This is a genomic window from Arachnia sp., from assembly GCF_057238465.1.
Genome location: NZ_DBHHFZ010000002.1, coordinates 110,978 through 125,539 on the forward strand (window position 1 = coordinate 110,978; position 14,562 = coordinate 125,539).

Annotated in this window: 17 protein-coding genes and 4 tRNA genes; 17 read left to right on the forward strand and 4 right to left on the reverse strand. The window is 65.3% G+C overall.

The genetic code is table 11. The annotated features are described in order from the left end of the window. Position 1 precedes the first annotated feature (1 nt). The 3 genes from msrB to ACO6D6_RS02740 all read right to left on the reverse strand — a co-directional run bounded on the left by msrB (position 2) and on the right by ACO6D6_RS02740 (position 1,319). Positions 2 to 442 carry a peptide-methionine (R)-S-oxide reductase MsrB gene (gene msrB, locus ACO6D6_RS02730; RefSeq protein ID WP_484783054.1) on the reverse strand — a complete coding sequence of 147 codons (441 nt, stop codon included), beginning with the start codon at positions 440 to 442 and terminating at the stop codon, positions 2 to 4. After that, positions 439 to 1,203, reverse strand: a complete 765-nt coding sequence (locus ACO6D6_RS02735) for a sirohydrochlorin chelatase (RefSeq protein WP_484783055.1) — start codon at positions 1,201 to 1,203, stop codon at positions 439 to 441. The genes msrB and ACO6D6_RS02735 overlap by 4 nt, the downstream gene beginning before the upstream one ends. Before the next feature lie 44 nt (positions 1,204 to 1,247). Further along, positions 1,248 to 1,319, reverse strand: a tRNA-Val gene (locus ACO6D6_RS02740). A 249-nt stretch (positions 1,320 to 1,568) separates the two neighbouring features. On the opposite strand from ACO6D6_RS02740, the gene ACO6D6_RS02745 reads away from it, so the two are divergent. The 17 genes from ACO6D6_RS02745 (at position 1,569) to ACO6D6_RS02825 (ending at position 13,287) form a co-directional block, all read left to right on the forward strand. Then, positions 1,569 to 3,047 (forward strand): NAD-dependent succinate-semialdehyde dehydrogenase, encoded by a 1,479-nt coding sequence (locus ACO6D6_RS02745; protein WP_484783057.1) that lies wholly within the window; start codon positions 1,569 to 1,571, stop codon positions 3,045 to 3,047. A gap of 140 nt (positions 3,048 to 3,187) precedes the next feature. Next, positions 3,188 to 3,260, forward strand: a tRNA-Gly gene (locus tag ACO6D6_RS02750). A gap of 18 nt (positions 3,261 to 3,278) precedes the next feature. Then, a tRNA-Cys gene (locus ACO6D6_RS02755) sits at positions 3,279 to 3,349 on the forward strand. Position 3,350: 1 nt separating this feature from the next. Beyond that, positions 3,351 to 3,425 (forward strand) — tRNA-Val (locus ACO6D6_RS02760). A gap of 55 nt (positions 3,426 to 3,480) precedes the next feature. Further along, positions 3,481 to 3,765 carry a GNAT family N-acetyltransferase gene (locus ACO6D6_RS02765; RefSeq protein ID WP_484783058.1) on the forward strand — a complete coding sequence of 95 codons (285 nt, stop codon included), beginning with the start codon at positions 3,481 to 3,483 and terminating at the stop codon, positions 3,763 to 3,765. Next, positions 3,762 to 4,784 (forward strand): hypothetical protein, encoded by a 1,023-nt coding sequence (locus tag ACO6D6_RS02770; RefSeq protein ID WP_484783060.1) that lies wholly within the window; start codon positions 3,762 to 3,764, stop codon positions 4,782 to 4,784. Before ACO6D6_RS02765 ends, ACO6D6_RS02770 begins: the two co-directional genes overlap by 4 nt. 38 nt (positions 4,785 to 4,822) lie before the next feature. Continuing rightward, positions 4,823 to 6,835, forward strand: coding sequence for a threonine--tRNA ligase (gene thrS, locus ACO6D6_RS02775; protein WP_484783061.1), 2,013 nt, complete (start codon positions 4,823 to 4,825; stop codon positions 6,833 to 6,835). Next, positions 6,832 to 7,365, forward strand: a complete 534-nt coding sequence (locus tag ACO6D6_RS02780; RefSeq protein ID WP_484783063.1) for an HIT family protein — start codon at positions 6,832 to 6,834, stop codon at positions 7,363 to 7,365. Before thrS ends, ACO6D6_RS02780 begins: the two co-directional genes overlap by 4 nt. A gap of 10 nt (positions 7,366 to 7,375) precedes the next feature. After that, the gene (locus ACO6D6_RS02785) at positions 7,376 to 7,978 is read left to right on the forward strand and encodes a CDP-alcohol phosphatidyltransferase family protein (protein ID WP_484783064.1); all 603 of its coding nucleotides are present in this window, start codon (positions 7,376 to 7,378) and stop codon (positions 7,976 to 7,978) included. Next, complete coding sequence (locus tag ACO6D6_RS02790; RefSeq protein ID WP_484783066.1) at positions 7,968 to 8,729, forward strand: DUF881 domain-containing protein; 762 nt, start codon at positions 7,968 to 7,970, stop codon at positions 8,727 to 8,729. The genes ACO6D6_RS02785 and ACO6D6_RS02790 overlap by 11 nt, the downstream gene beginning before the upstream one ends. Positions 8,730 to 8,739: 10 nt before the next feature. Next, positions 8,740 to 9,072, forward strand: coding sequence for a small basic family protein (locus ACO6D6_RS02795; protein WP_484783068.1), 333 nt, complete (start codon positions 8,740 to 8,742; stop codon positions 9,070 to 9,072). Beyond that, a complete protein-coding gene (locus tag ACO6D6_RS02800) occupies positions 9,065 to 9,826 on the forward strand; it encodes a DUF881 domain-containing protein (protein WP_484783070.1) in 762 nt (253 codons plus the stop codon). Before ACO6D6_RS02795 ends, ACO6D6_RS02800 begins: the two co-directional genes overlap by 8 nt. Positions 9,827 to 9,907: 81 nt before the next feature. Continuing rightward, complete coding sequence (locus ACO6D6_RS02805; RefSeq protein ID WP_484783071.1) at positions 9,908 to 10,357, forward strand: FHA domain-containing protein; 450 nt, start codon at positions 9,908 to 9,910, stop codon at positions 10,355 to 10,357. Then, complete coding sequence (ftsR, locus tag ACO6D6_RS02810; protein WP_484783072.1) at positions 10,357 to 11,049, forward strand: transcriptional regulator FtsR; 693 nt, start codon at positions 10,357 to 10,359, stop codon at positions 11,047 to 11,049. Before ACO6D6_RS02805 ends, ftsR begins: the two co-directional genes overlap by 1 nt. Positions 11,050 to 11,071: 22 nt before the next feature. Continuing rightward, positions 11,072 to 11,524, forward strand: a complete 453-nt coding sequence (locus tag ACO6D6_RS02815) for a bifunctional nuclease family protein (RefSeq protein ID WP_484783074.1) — start codon at positions 11,072 to 11,074, stop codon at positions 11,522 to 11,524. Between the two features lie 189 nt (positions 11,525 to 11,713). Beyond that, positions 11,714 to 12,253 carry a MerR family transcriptional regulator gene (locus tag ACO6D6_RS02820; RefSeq protein ID WP_484783075.1) on the forward strand — a complete coding sequence of 180 codons (540 nt, stop codon included), beginning with the start codon at positions 11,714 to 11,716 and terminating at the stop codon, positions 12,251 to 12,253. Continuing rightward, entirely contained in the window at positions 12,250 to 13,287 is a 1,038-nt protein-coding gene (locus tag ACO6D6_RS02825) for a YihY/virulence factor BrkB family protein (RefSeq protein WP_484783076.1), read from the forward strand. The genes ACO6D6_RS02820 and ACO6D6_RS02825 overlap by 4 nt, the downstream gene beginning before the upstream one ends. On the opposite strand, the gene ACO6D6_RS02830 is transcribed toward ACO6D6_RS02825, so the two are convergent. Further along, complete coding sequence (locus tag ACO6D6_RS02830; RefSeq protein ID WP_484783078.1) at positions 13,288 to 14,514, reverse strand: pyrophosphate--fructose-6-phosphate 1-phosphotransferase; 1,227 nt, start codon at positions 14,512 to 14,514, stop codon at positions 13,288 to 13,290. Positions 14,515 to 14,562 lie beyond the last annotated feature (48 nt).

Sequence of the window (14,562 nt, forward strand, 5' to 3'; positions counted from 1 at the left end):
CCTATGTGTCTTCTCCCGGGCTGGTTTGATGGCACGCCGGAACGAGACGCAAGCAAATTGAGTTTATGCAGTACCGCTCGTCCGTTGGGGTGCCGTATCCCTCGCCCCGGAAGACATGCCCCAGGTGGGAATTGCAGGCCGTGCACCGGACCTCGACGCGGGGACGCCCGGGGATGGAGTGGTCCTCCAGGTAGATGACCCGGTCCCCCGCGAAGGGCTCGAAGAAACTGGGCCAGCCGCAGTGGGAGGAAAATTTCGCCTCGCTGCGGAACAGCTCGGTTCCACAGGCCCTGCATTCGTACACCCCCTCGGTGGTGGTGTCCGTGTATTCGCCCGTGAAGGGGGCCTCTGTTCCTGCTTCCCTCAGCACGTGGTATTCGAGATCGTCCAGCCGGTTTCGCCATTCCTGGTCGGGGAGGTCGAGAGGGAAGTCGGTTGTCATGTTCCGTCCTCGTGGGGATCGATGTCGAGCAGCCGCATGGCCGCGAAGGCGTAGCGGGCCAGGATCAGTTCGGTGACTCGGGGATTCTCCGTTATCGGAGGGGTGACCGCCAGGGCCCCCGCCCTGATGGCAGCCTGCTGGTGGGCCCGGAAAACGGGCCCGGGGGTCAGGAACAGGGAACCGACGGCTATGTGCCGCCGTCCCTGGCCGCGCAGCGCGTTGATGGCGAGGGCGGTTGCGCGACCGGTGATGTCGTTCTGCGCGAGCTGCACCGGAAGTTTGTGATGTGCGCTCCACTGCCGGGCCCTCCGGGCGAGCAGGGCGCTTCCCCTGAGATCCCCCCCGTCCGGGCAGGCGAGAACCAGGGCGTCCACCTCGACGGCGTTCGCGCGGTGAAGCGCCTCGCGCAGCTTGGTGTCCAGGACGTTCAACAGATCGATGTCCGGTCCGATGGGGCGTGCGATGACGATGCTCAGCCCGGGATTGGCCGCGCCAACTTCCTCGCGGGCCTGGGTCAGCACGGGGGAGTGGTCGGTCGCTGAAACCAGGTCCATCGGAACCATCGCGATCTCCTCCACCCCGGTCTCGGCCAGGGCCGTGACGGCCTCGCGGACCGTTGGGGTGGTGCTGTTCAGGAGACCGAGACCAACCCTGAGGTCCGGGCGCAGCCGATGGAGGTGGTTGGTCACGACATCCAAGGAGGTTCGGACGGCAGGATCGTCGTCGCCTCGTGCGACAAGCACGATGGCTGGTGCCGACATGCCTCTCCTCCTTGCGGCTGGTTGGCTTTCGTGAGGAGCATCGGTGGGCGATGGCGGTTTCGAACCGCCGACCTCTTCGGTGTGAACGAAGCGCGCTACCACTGCGCCAATCGCCCGTGCGATCTGCCACTTTAGCGCACCTTCGGAGGAGTCGCCAATCAGGAGGATTCCCCGGCTTCATGTCAGCGGGGCGGCGCCGTGAGGTTGGGAACGGCGACGGGATGGCCGGGTACACGCCGCACCGGAGACGTGCGTTCGGGAGGGTGGGACGCTCCGGTACGCCATCGGGGTGGCCGGGATCAACAGCGGCCTCTTGGCCGGAGCCGTAAGGTGGGTCCGTTCACCGATTCCTGGAAGGTGTGGTCATGGAGGCCTTTTCCGTAGAAAACCCGTTGGTGACGAGGGCGCTCGCCGCCGCCCCGACCGAGGTCTTCATCAATGGCGCCTGGCGCGAGGCCCGGGGAGGTGGGCGGTTCGAGGTCATCAACCCGGCGACGGGAGATGTGATCACCCGGGTCGCCGACGCGGATGCCGGGGACGGCCTGGCCGCGCTGGAGGCCGCGGCCGCCGCCCAGGACGGCTGGGCCCGCACGGCACCACGGGCCCGCGCGGAGCTGCTCCGCAACCTGTACGAGATCGTCGTGGAGCGCACGGAGGAGTTCGCGGTCCTGATGACCATCGAGATGGGCAAGCCCCTGGCCGAGGCGCGCGGCGAAGTGGTTTACGGGGCCGAGTTCCTCCGCTGGTTCTCCGAGGAGGCGGTGCGTCTGAACGGCCGCTACTCCACGACTCCCGAGGGCAGCCTGAGGATGATCACCATGCCCCGTCCCGTCGGTCCTGTTCTGGCCATCACCCCGTGGAACTTCCCCCTGGCGATGGCCACCCGCAAGCTCGGCCCGGCGTTGGCGGCCGGTTGCACCGGTGTCCTGAAGCCGTCGAAGCTGACTCCTCTGACCGCTCTCGCCTTCGCCGAGGCGTGCCGGCTGGCCGACTTTCCCGACGGCGTGGTCAACGTGGTTCCCACCTCGTCCTCCGCCGCCCTGACCGGGCCCCTGCTCCGGGACCCGAGGCTGCGGAAACTCTCCTTCACGGGATCCACCGAGGTGGGCAGGGGGCTGCTGCGAGAAGCCGCTGACAACGTGCTTCGGACCTCAATGGAGCTCGGGGGCTGTGCCCCGTTCATCGTTTTCGGCGATGCTGACCTGGACCGCGCGGTGACGGCCGCGAAATCCGCGAAACTGCGGAACATGGGCGAGGCCTGCAACGCCGCGAACCGGTTCTACGTCTCCCGGGAACTGGCCGACGAGTTCGCCGCGCGTCTCGCCGCCGAGTTCGAGGGGTTGGTCGTGGGCAACGGGCTCGATCCCGCGACCGACATCGGCCCCATCATCACATCCGGGCAGCGGCAACGCATCCGGGAACTCGTCTCGGGAGCCCGTGAACGTGGCGCCCGGGTGCTCACGGGAGGCGAGGATGTCGCGGGGCCGGGATATTTCTATCGCCCGACCGTGCTGGCCGTGACCGACCCGGGGGAGTCCGTGGTCTGCGAGGAACTGTTCGGACCCGTGGCCCCGGTGGTTCCCTTCGACTCCGAGGAACAGGTCCTCACCTGGGCCAACTCCTCACCAGTGGGACTGGCCGCCTACGTCCACACGGGAGACATCGACCGCGCACTGCGGATGTCGGAGCGACTCGAGGTCGGCATGATCGGAATCAACTCCGCCGCGATCTCCAACCCGGCCGCCCCGTTCGGCGGGGTCAAACACTCGGGGCTGGGGCGCGAGGGCGGTTCCGAGGGCATCGCCGAGTACCTGGAAACCATCTACGTCGGAATCCCCGTCTGAGGTTCGCAGGTGTTTCAGCCCCGTTCTGTGGGGCTTGAACGCTGATTGGCAGGTGAAACTTGCATCCGCTCGAAGCCCTGCGCTAGTGTTCTCTACGCGCCGAACGAGGCAGCCCGAATGGGATGTCAAGGAAAGCGCATGCGGACGTGGCTCAGTTGGTAGAGCATCACCTTGCCAAGGTGAGGGTCGCGAGTTCGAATCTCGTCGTCCGCTCGGAGACATACTCCACCCGGTGGAGTGGCCGAGAGGCGAGGCAACGGACTGCAAATCCGTGTACACGGGTTCGAATCCCGTCTCCACCTCGGGCGGTTGGCGCAGTGGTAGCGCGCTTCCTTGACACGGAAGAGGTCGCCAGTTCAAACCTGGCATCGCCCACCAACACACCGGAATCGCCGGGCCTGGAGGCCCGGCCTTATTTGGTTGAATGACACCCATGAGTGACATCGAACTGATCAAGAACGACACCGCGGCCCGCTACGAGCTCAAGCGGGGCGGCCAGGTGGCGGCCTTCGTGGACTACGTCATCGAGGGTGATGTCATCGACCTCAACCACACCGAGACGATCCCCGAGTTCCAGGGGCAGGGTCTGGCCGGGAAGGTCGTGGACTTCGCCCTGGCCGACATCCTGCCGACCGGGAACCAGGTGCGTCCCAGCTGCCCCTTCGTGGCGGATCGGGTCGCGGGCCGCACGGACTTCGAGGGCCGGGTCGTGTCGTGACCCTTGTCCCCGACACCTCGGGACCCGGCTGGCTGGTTGCCGAGAGCACCCGGCTGAGCCGGGTCCTTCCCGATGGAACCTCCGCCACCGTCGCCGTGCTCCCCGCGCTGGAGGGGGAGCTCGAACTCCGCGCCCTCGACGGGTGGGCGTGCCTGGCGGAGCGCTTCGGGCTGCGGGCGGTGCTGGTCAACCTCGCCTCGGGTGCGACGCGGGAGTACCGCCGTGAGGACTACCACTGCGACGTCTCCAGCTACTCGGTGGCCTTCCTTCGCCTGGAAGGACGAATCGTGGCGGCCCTCCAGACGCAGTGGTGCCGGCTCGACTTCTTCGACGCCGAAACCGGCGACCTGCTCACCGCCCGGGAGATCATCCGCAGGCAGGACGGTGGGAAGGAGAACTTCGTCGACTTCTTCCACTCCCGGCTGCTGGTCTCCCCGGAACACACCCGTCTGGTCAGCAACGGCTGGGTCTGGAACCCGGTGGACGTTCTCATGGTGTACCGGGTGGAGGATTTCCTGGCACGCTGGGAACCCAGCGGCGCCAACTTCGGGGGCAGTGGTTACAACTGGGACCGCCCCATCTGCTTCATCGGTGAGGATTCCCTCCTCGTGGCGTTGGACCGGATGGAGGCCGCATGGTGTGGGCGGATGCCACAGGAGGACCATGCCCACTGCGCCGACAACTTCGATCCCTACCATCCCTTCGTGCTGGTGAACCTGAAGGAACCGGATGAGGACAAGTATCTCGTCGTCGAGCGTTTCCTCGGCCCGGATTTTCTTTCTCGCGACCCGCAGCACGGCGAGGTCAAGGGGGAGCTGGACTTCGACGAGCCCTCCGGCCTGGTGATTGCCACGGATGCCTCGAAGGGCAGCATCGCCTTCGATCTCGACGGTGTGGTCCGGCACGAGTGGCCAGAACTTTCCTCCGACAGCGGGTGGCGGTTCTTCCCGGAGCGACGGTGCTTCGCCCGCCCTGCTGACGGGCCGGGGGTGGAGGAGCGGGCTTTCCTCGCGGGGTGATGGCAGAATGGGCCAGTCCGCTACCGAAAGGAAGACCTGTGTCCGCAATCGTCGTCATCCATCCTGATTCGCGCGAGAGCGTGGAGCTGACGACGAGCACCACGGGGCTGGACCTGTTCGGCAACGACCGCGGGATCGTTGCGATGAAGGTGGACGGGGAACTCCAGGACCTCCAGCGTGAACTGGCCGACGGCGACGAGGTGGAACCCGTCCTGGCAGACAGCGACGAAGGCCTCAGCATCATCCGTCACTCGGCGGCACATGTGACCGCCCAGGCCCTGCAGCACCTGTTCGCGGATGCGAAACTCGGCATCGGCCCGCCCATCACCGACGGTTTCTACTACGACTTCGCGACCTCCCCGCTGACCCCGGAGGACCTGAAGGCGATCGAGAAACGGATGGGCCAGATAGTCCGCGAGAAGCAGCGTTTCGTGCGGCGGGAGGTCAGCGACGAGGAGGCCCGTGAAGAACTGGCCGCCGAACCGTTCAAACTTGAGCTGATAGCGGACAAGGGTGGCGCCTCCGCCGCCGACGGTTCATCCGTCGAGGTGGGGGAGGGGCAGCTCACCGTCTACGACAACGTCCGTCGCGACGGCTCCGTCGCCTGGCGCGATCTGTGCCGCGGCCCCCACGTGCCCCACACCGGCTACCTCCAGGCGTTCGCGCTGACCAAGTCGAGCGCCGCCTACTGGCGGGGCGACCAGCGCAACGCCGGATTGCAGCGCGTCTACGGCACCGCGTGGGCCACCAAGGAGGACCTGAAGGCGTACCAGACCCGCATCGCCGAGGCCGCCAGACGCGACCACCGCAAACTCGGCACCGAACTGGACCTGTTCTCCTTCCCCGACGAGATCGGGTCGGGACTGGCCGTGTTCCACCCGAACGGGGCCGTGGTGCGCATGGAGATGGAGGACTACTCCCGGCGCCGCCACGTCGAGGAGGGATACCAGTTCGCCTACACCCCACACCTGACGAAGGCCTCCCTGTTCCAGACCTCCGGGCATCTCGACTGGTACGCCGACGGCATGTACCCGCCCATGCACATGGACGAGGAACGCGATGCGCAGGGCAACATCCGCCGACAGGGGCAGGACTACTACCTGAAACCCATGAACTGCCCCATGCACAACCTGATCTTCCGTTCGCGGGGCCGTTCCTACCGGGAGCTGCCGCTGCGGCTGTTCGAGTTCGGCACCGTCTACCGCAACGAGAAATCCGGTGTGGTGCACGGCCTGACCCGGGCCAGGGGATTCACCCAGGACGACGCACACATCTACTGCACCCGCGAACAGATGCGCGACGAGCTGGCCGGTCTCCTGACCTTCGTACTCGACCTGCTCAAGGACTACGGCCTGGACGACTTCTACCTGGAGCTGTCCACCAAGAACCCCGAGAAGTTCGTGGGCGACGAGGAAACCTGGGAGGAGGCCACCAACGTCCTGGCCGAGGTGGCGACGGCTTCCGGTCTGGAACTCGTACCCGACCCGGGGGGCGCTGCCTTCTACGGACCGAAGATCTCGGTGCAGACCAAGGACGCCATCGGACGCACTTGGCAGATGTCGACGATCCAGCTCGACTTCAACCTGCCGGAACGTTTCGGACTGGAATACCAGGCTGCCGACGGAACCCGACAGCGGCCGGTGATGATCCACCGCGCCCTGTTCGGCTCGATCGAACGGTTCTTCGGGGTGCTGACCGAACACTACGCCGGAGCATTCCCGGCCTGGCTCGCCCCGGTGCAGGTGCTCGGTGTCCCCGTGGCGGAAGAGTTCAACGACCACCTGGTGGATGTCGCCGCCCGGTTGAGGACCCACGGGATCCGGGTCGAGCTCGACCTCTCGGACGACCGTTTCGGCAAGAAGATCCGAAACGCATCCAGGTCGAAGGCGCCGTTCATCCTGATCGCGGGTGGGGAGGATCGTGACGCGGGGGCGGTGAGCTTCCGTTTCCGGGACGGCTCCCAGCTGAACGGGGTGCCCGTCGAGCAGGCGGTTGAGAGGATTCGCTCCCACATCGCCTCCCGCACCAACACGGACCCGGGTGCGCAATGACCGAGCCATCCTCCGAGCTGTGCGGGACCCCCGACTCCTTCCAGAGACTGTGGACCCCGCACAGGATGGTCTACATCGAAGGGGACAAGCCGAAGGACGAGACCGGCTGCCCGTTCTGCCTTTCCCCGATGAAATGTGACGAGGACGGTCTGATCGTCGCCCGCGGCGAACACGCCTTCGTGGTTATGAACCTGTTCCCCTATTCACCGGGACACCTGCTGGTGTGTCCCTACCGTCACATCGGCGGGTACATCGACGCCACGCCGGAGGAAACCCGCGAGATGGCGGAACTCACCCAGCGGGCCATCGCTGTCCTGACAAGGGTCTCGCAGCCCGCTGGCTTCAACATCGGCATGAATCAGGGGGCCGTCGCCGGCGCCGGAATAGCTGCCCACCTGCATCAACACGTCGTCCCCCGCTGGTTGGGGGACACGAACTTCATGCCGATCGTCGGGCAGACCCGTGCTCTTCCCCAACTGCTCGGTGACGCCCGTGAACGACTGGCCAGGGCGTGGGCGGAGATGGCCTAGGCTGTTTTCCGTGAAAGCAGTCGAACCAACCCGGACCTGGGACACAGATCGACTGCTGACGATACCGAACGTTCTCTCATTCCTGCGGCTGCTGGCCGTGCCGGTGTTCGGGTGGCTCATCCTGGCCGGGCATGACCTGACGGCGGTGATCCTGCTGGCCGTTTCAGGAGCGACGGACTGGCTCGACGGTTTCCTGGCGCGTACCCTCCACCAGACCTCGCAGCTGGGGGCGCGCCTCGACCCGGTGGCGGACCGGCTCTACATTCTCACCGCGGTCGTGGTGATGACCGTCAGAGGGCTCGTGCCCTGGTGGCTGCTGGTCGTGCTCGTCGCCCGTGACCTGCTGTTGCTGTGCCTGCTTCCGTCGTTGCGCCGCAGCGGACGGGTGGCGCTCCCGGTGAATCTGGTCGGGAAGGCCGGGACGATGCTCCTGCTGTTGGCCTTCCCGCTCATGCTGCTCGGTTCCCCCGAAGCGTTCGGTCTGGCGGTGGCCGAGTGGGCGGGATGGGTGCTCGCGGTCGCCGGGGCGTTCGCCTACTGGGCGGCCGGGCTGCTCTACCTGAAGGGAACCGTGGAACTCGCGCACGAAAGGGGTGAACGGGATGCGTCCTGACGCCAGCATGAGCCTTCTGAGCGATCTCGCGGCGGAGGCCATGGAACCCGAGTACCTGACCACCACATCCCCGCGCCGCAGCCGCTGGGCGATGTCCTTGGCGCTTCTCATGGTTGCCTCGTTGCTGGTGCTCTCCGTGGTCTCCACCACCCGTTCCCGAAGCGAGGTGGCGGACGAGAGGAAGGATCTCCTGTCACGGATCGCCGCCGAGCAGCAGCATCGCGATGAACTCGCGGCCAGGGCGAGCGAACTAGATGTGGAGAACAGGCAGCTGCGCCAGAAAGCCGTGGCGGATCCAAGTGTTCGCGCCAATCTGCAGGAAGCCGAACTGGCGGCCGGGGCCGTGGCCGTTTCAGGCCCCGGTCTCCGGGCTCGGGTCAATGACGCGGAGAGAACCGGGAACGGCAGCAGGGTGATCTACGACTCCGACCTGTCGCGGCTGGTGAACGGGTTGCGGCAGGCCGGGGCCGAGGCCGTGGCGATAAACGGCCATCGCATCACGACGCTCACCCCGATTCGTTCCGCGGGATCCGCCATCACGGTGGACTACGTCTCCCTGAATCCGCCCTACGTGGTGGAGGCCATCGGGGATCCTTCCCGGCTGCAGGCGCGTTTCGTCCGCACCTCAGCGGCCGTGTGGTGGCAGTATCTTCACGACAACTACGGGATCGCCTACGAACTTCAAACGGTGAACGGCGATCTGAGACTACCCGCCGACCCCGCGATGACGCTGCGGTACGCCGAGAGCTGAAGGAGGAGAAATGCTGGCGCTGCTTGGGCTCGTGGCCGGGGTCGTGATCGGGCTGCTGGTTGAACCCGTCCTGCCCGTGTTTCTCCAGCCGTACCTTCCGATCGCGATCGTGGCCGCGCTGGACGCCATCCTCGGGGGGACCCGCGCATGGCTGGAGGGCACCTTCTCCGATCGGGTGTTCGTGGTCTCCTTCCTTTCGAACGTTTTCATAGCGGGGCTGATCGTCTTCGCGGGCGACCAGATAGGAGTCGGCTCCCAGCTCTCCACCGGGGTCGTCGTGGTGCTCGGTATCCGTATCTTCAACAATGCCGCAGCCATCCGAAGGGCGGTGTTCCATGCCTGAACAGACCCCGAAACGCGCCGCCGATCAGATCGAACCGGCGAAACCCGGAAAGATCTGGCGCGCCTTCCTGAAACCCGGTCGCGGTCAGTTGGTCGTCGGGACGGTGCTCTGCCTGACCGCCCTGCTGGTGGTTTGGACCCTGCGTTCCCAGGCGTCGCAGCCCGACTACTCCAACCTGCGCCGCACCGACCTGATCCAGCTGCTGGACAACCTCTCCGCCGAGACGCGACGCCTGGAATCCGAGGTCAGGGAACTGACGACGACCCGCGAAGGGCTGGTCTCGGGGGCGGCGGGGGCCAAGGCCGCCGACGACGAGACCAAACACCGGATCGAGCAGATGCGGATCATCGCGGGAACGGTACCGGCGACCGGGCCGGGGGTGCGGATAACCATCCAGGATCCGCAGGGTGCTGTGACCCCGGAACTGCTGCTGGATGCGTTGGAGGAACTGCGTGACGCCGGTTCCGAGGTGATCGAGTTCAATGATTCCGTGCGTGTGGTCGCGAGCACATGGATCGACCGGGACGCGGAGGGCCGGATAGCGGTGGACGGGAAACCCCTGACCACACCGATCGTCATCGAGGCCATCGGGGATCCCGCCACCCTGGAGGCCGGGGCCCGGTTCAGGGGCGGCCTGGTCAGCGAGGTGGAGGGCAGCAGGGTGCAGGGGCGCGTCGAGATCAAACAGCTGGCGGAAATCTCCGTTGATTCCACGGTTTCCCCCCGCGCGCCGGAATTCGCCAAACCGAATTAGCATGGCAGGCTTGTCAATCCGATGTCCCTCGATAGGCTTGGGGCAGCTTGGATGGCGATCAGCATGGAAAGGGGGCCACCGATGACGGGGGTCAGGAACCACCGCCAGGGGGATCTCAAGGATTCGAAGAACGACACCACGAGCGTTCTCGCGGCTCTCACGGACGAGCATCTGTCCGCCATGGGGGGGAGTCTGTCAGCCGATGCGGCAGATCTGGCTCCCGGCAACGCGTTGATGATCGTCACTCGGGGCGGGGTGAAGGAGTCGCAGTTCCTGATCGACTCCGACGTGACCACTCTCGGACGGCACCCCGAGTCCGACATCTTCCTGGACGACGTCACGGTTTCCCGTCACCACGCGAAGCTGGTGCGCGCGGACGGCCAGCTGACCCTCGAGGACCTGGGAAGCCTCAACGGCACCTATGTCAACAGGGTCTTGATCGATGGTCGTGCCCAGCTGCGGCACGGTGATGAGATCCAGATCGGAAAATACCGGGCGACGATCCTGTTGAGCGAGGCCGGGCGGAGCTGATGCCGGCCGCGCCGCGCACGATCGGTCAGGTTCTGGAATCGATCCGGGGCGAATTTCCCGACATCTCGGTCTCAAAGGTCAGGTATCTGGAGAACGAGGGGCTGATTTCCCCGGAACGGGACCATCCCTCCGGTTACCGGCGCTTCTACCCGGCTGACGTGGAGCGGCTGCTCTTCGTGTTGCGTGCCCAACGTGACAGATACCTTCCGCTCAAGGTGATCCGCGAAGAGCTCGCCGCCATGGACCGGGGAGAGGTGCTTCCCGAGACCCCGGATGCCACCGTGCCAACGACACCCCAGAACCCGGAACCGTCACGGAGACAACCCAGACAGCCGGGAAACCAGCGCCAGCTCTTCACGCGCAGGGAACTTCTTTCGGAGTCCGGGCTGGGGGAGGCCGCCCTGATCGAGTTGGAGCGCCTGAAGGTGATCTCGCACCGGAAAGGCACCCAACGGTACGGCAGGGAGATGCTTGCCCTGGCGGTGGCGGCGAAACGCCTTGGTGACTACGGGGTCGAGCCCAGGCAGATGAGGGTGCTCCAGCAGTCGGCCTCCCTGGAGGCCGCGCTGGTGGAACAGGCCATCAGCCAGTACCAAGGTCGCCAAGGGGTTCCGAAGGAGGTTCTCCGCGAGGTTTACCGCCTGGTGCTGCACGCACACAGCGGCTTGATGTTCTCGCAACTGTTCGGTTGACACGGTCTCGTAGGCTGTGAACATGGTTGAGTTGTGTGTGGTTGGAATACAGGTGGGCGATGAAGGCCCGGTCCTCCTGCTGCGCGAGAACGATGGGGAACGCCTGTTGCCGATCTGGATCTCCGCCGTCGACGCCGCCGCCATCGCCGTCGCACTGGAGAAGGAACAGTTCGCCAGGCCACTCACCCAGGACCTCCTGGCGGAGGTCATCGCGCAACTGGCGGGGGAGTCCCGGCCGCAGCTGAAGATCAAGTCCGTGGAGGATGGTGTGTTCTACGCGGAGATAACGGTGGGGGATTCGACTTTCGACGCCAGGCCCAGCGATGTCGTGGCCCTCGCGATCCGGCGGGGATGGCCCATCCACTGCCCGGCAGAGCTCCTGGACGAGGTCGGGATCTCCGACGAGATCGCTCACGTGGACGAGGTCGAGAAGTTCCGGGAGTTTCTGGACCAGGTCCAGCCGGAGGATTTCTGAGGGGATCCCGCACCCCGTGTGAGGGACGGGAACAACCCTGAAGCCTTGCTGGAGGGTTTAGAATCTACAACGGTACCTGTGGGCGTGTCGTCCACGACCGGGGCACCCGGCGGTTAGCGTCAGTTGTGCCGCAGAACCAGCGGCCGGGAGAACTTAGGGGCTGACACAGTGGCTGATGGCATCAGGCATATGGATGAGACACCGCAGCAGGACGCGCTGTTCGACGGTGACTTCACCCCCGTCTCCAAGGACCTGGGGTTCCGTGGCCCCGTGGCCCACAAGGTGGCCGGCATCACCTATCGGCAACTCGACTACTGGGCCCGGACGGGGCTGGTCGTGCCGGAGATCCGGGGAGCCACGGGATCGGGGTCGCAGCGCCTCTACTCCTTCCGCGACATCCTGCTGCTGCGGGTCGTGAAACGATTCCTGGACGTCGGGATCTCACTGCAGCAGATCCGGATCGCGATCGATCATCTGCGGGCCCGCGGGGTCGAGGACCTGACCGAACTGACGCTGGTCAGCGACGGGTTCAGCGTCTATGAGTGCACGACCGCCAATGAACTGTTCGACCTCACCAAGGGCGGGCAGGGCATGTTCCTGATTTCCGTTTCCAGCGTCTGGCAGGAAATCGAGGGGACCCTCGGCGACCTCCCGAGCGAACGGATCGCGCAGCAGAGCCCGCACCCGGAAAACGAGCTCGAATCCCGCAGGAGGGCCAAGACCGGGTGAAAAAACTTCTCGAACACCCAGCAGTCAAACATTTCACCACCGTCACTGAACGCTACAAGCGGTGCCATGGTCCACAGCATGCTGCCGCAATCACCTACTTCTCGGTTCTGACCCTGGTGCCGTTGCTGATGCTGGCAGGGGCCGCGGCCGGATTCACCTTGGCGGTGTTGCGTCCTGAATGGTTCCATCTTCTGTCTGACGGAATCGTGGATGCTCTTGGCAGCACGGACCTCGCCGAGAAAGCAGTCGATGTACTGAAAAACGCGATAGCGAACTGGTATGGTCTGGCCGGCACCGCCTTGATTGCCGCTGCCTACTCGGGCTCGAACTGGGTCGGGAATCTGCGGATTGGGTTTTGCCGGATGCTGCAAACCGATGAGCAGGAAATCGAAAAGGAAAAAGGCATCCGGGGGTTCCTCAAGGAACTGGGCGGAAACCTGCTGGTGCTTCTCGGCTTGTTCGCCTGCCTGCTGCTCCCATCAGGAATCGCCGTCATCGGGATGTCCTGGATTGGTTCAGCAGGGGTGATCGGCTGGCTGATTCACCTGCTCCTCACCCTCCTGGTGAGCTGGCTACTGCTCGCCTTCCTCTTCTGCACCCTCCCGAGGACTCGGATCCGCCCCCACAGCTGGTTGCTGCCCTCCACGGTGGGTGCAGCTCTGGTTGCTCTGCTGCAACAGTTCGCGGGAGCGCTGCTCGGTATTTTCACTTCCAATCCCGCTGCCGTGGTTTTCGGGCCCGTGATCGTGATCATGATCTTGTTCAACCTCCTGTCGAGCATCCTGCTGTTCTGCGCAGCATGGGCTGGGGAGAGAACCGGGGTCGATCGGCCAATGGTCGACCCGCAAAACCCGAAAACCACGAACCAGGAAGCTGGGGAACCACCCGACCCGACCCCTGCGATACCGGTCGATGTGGCAGCGCAGGGGGTCCGGGCCGGAACGAGGATCGGTTACGGGATGGGCACGATAACCGGTCTCGGCATCGGGGCTGCGATGGCGGCCCTGCTCACTAGGTACCGCCATCGCGACTGATCAGTGGGTTGCGGCGGCCACCGGTGCGGGCTGACCGATGGCGGCCACCAGCTCGGTGAACCAGGGCAGGGTGATGTCGAACGGCTTACCGCCCTTGATGCGTTCGAAGGCGATCGCCGTCAGCTCGTCGTTGTTCTCCTCGTCCTGGCCGATGACGCCGGACCTGCCCGCGAGAGCGCAGTCGACCGCCAGATCGGTGCACCGCTTGATGAGCGCCAGGTCCGCCTCATTGGCAGCGGCCGACCGGGAGAAGTAACCCGACTTCTGGATCATCACCTTCTCGGCCCCCAGTTTCTCCGCGAACTTGTCCCCGAACCACTTCCCGGGGTTCACCTTGTCGAGTTTCACGTGACCGAAGGGGTCGCGCGGCACATCTTCGCCCGCAGCTTCCATCTCCGCGACGATGGACTCCAGGCCCGCGCCCTCCGAGAGGAAGATGGTGACATTGCCCACCTCGTCCATCACCTTGTTGAGGCGTTCGGCCTCGGCGGTGATGTCGATGACCGCCTCGGGCACGTAAACGGCGTGGATGTCCCACGCCTCACGGCACAAACCGATCCCGGGCAGCCATTCCTGAGTGTCCAGCCACTTGCGGTACTCGACGGCGGTGGCTGCGGTCAGCCAGCCGCAGTGGCGTCCCATGACCTCGTGCACGATGAGCATCCGGGAACCCGAGTTGTGCTCGGCGACGATGTTCTTGGCGAAGATCGCTCCCTGCTCCGCGGCGGTCCAGGCACCAAGCGACTGACGGACCGGGATCACGTCGTTGTCGATGGTCTTGGGCAGGCCGACCACGGTCAACGGGTAGTCGTTGGTGGCGAGGAAAGCGGCCAGATCGGCGGCCGTGGTGTTGGTGTCATCGCCGCCGATGGTGTGGAGGACATCCACGCCGTCCGCGACGAGACGGTCGGCTGCGACCTTGAGCGGATCGGCACCCTCGGCAACCAGTCCGCGTTTGACGAGATCCTTGACGTTGGTGAGCTTGACCCGGGAGTTTCCGATGGGGGAACCGCCGAACGTGTGCAGCAGGTGCGCTTTTGCTCGGACGGCCTCGTCGACGACGAAGTAATCACCCTGCAGAAGCCCCTGGTAGCCATGCTTGTATGCGATGATCTCCACCTCGGGAGCCACCTCGGTATACCGCTGGACGAGACCACCAATGGCCGAGGACAGACACGGCGCGAAACCGCCGGCCGTGAGAATGGCTACCTTCTTGACCATGAGCATTCCTTTCAGGATTGATTCTGATGCCTAGCCTAGCCGTCCATGCTCTTT

What these genes read in the sequence shown, in the direction of transcription:
- ACO6D6_RS02765 (WP_484783058.1), top strand. Translation starts at nt 3,481, where the DNA reads ATGAGTGACATCGAACTGATCAAGAACGACACCGCGGCCCGCTACGAG.
- ACO6D6_RS02790 (WP_484783066.1), top strand. Translation starts at nt 7,968, where the DNA reads ATGCGTCCTGACGCCAGCATGAGCCTTCTGAGCGATCTCGCGGCGGAG.
- ACO6D6_RS02795 (WP_484783068.1), top strand. Translation starts at nt 8,740, where the DNA reads ATGCTGGCGCTGCTTGGGCTCGTGGCCGGGGTCGTGATCGGGCTGCTG.
- ACO6D6_RS02780 (WP_484783063.1), top strand. Translation starts at nt 6,832, where the DNA reads ATGACCGAGCCATCCTCCGAGCTGTGCGGGACCCCCGACTCCTTCCAG.
- ACO6D6_RS02820 (WP_484783075.1), top strand. Translation starts at nt 11,714, where the DNA reads ATGGATGAGACACCGCAGCAGGACGCGCTGTTCGACGGTGACTTCACC.
- ACO6D6_RS02815 (WP_484783074.1), top strand. Translation starts at nt 11,072, where the DNA reads ATGGTTGAGTTGTGTGTGGTTGGAATACAGGTGGGCGATGAAGGCCCG.
- msrB (WP_484783054.1), bottom strand. Translation starts at nt 442, where the DNA reads ATGACAACCGACTTCCCTCTCGACCTCCCCGACCAGGAATGGCGAAAC.
- ACO6D6_RS02805 (WP_484783071.1), top strand. Translation starts at nt 9,908, where the DNA reads ATGACGGGGGTCAGGAACCACCGCCAGGGGGATCTCAAGGATTCGAAG.
- ACO6D6_RS02800 (WP_484783070.1), top strand. Translation starts at nt 9,065, where the DNA reads ATGCCTGAACAGACCCCGAAACGCGCCGCCGATCAGATCGAACCGGCG.
- ACO6D6_RS02830 (WP_484783078.1), bottom strand. Translation starts at nt 14,514, where the DNA reads ATGCTCATGGTCAAGAAGGTAGCCATTCTCACGGCCGGCGGTTTCGCG.
- ACO6D6_RS02745 (WP_484783057.1), top strand. Translation starts at nt 1,569, where the DNA reads ATGGAGGCCTTTTCCGTAGAAAACCCGTTGGTGACGAGGGCGCTCGCC.
- ftsR (WP_484783072.1), top strand. Translation starts at nt 10,357, where the DNA reads ATGCCGGCCGCGCCGCGCACGATCGGTCAGGTTCTGGAATCGATCCGG.
- ACO6D6_RS02735 (WP_484783055.1), bottom strand. Translation starts at nt 1,203, where the DNA reads ATGTCGGCACCAGCCATCGTGCTTGTCGCACGAGGCGACGACGATCCT.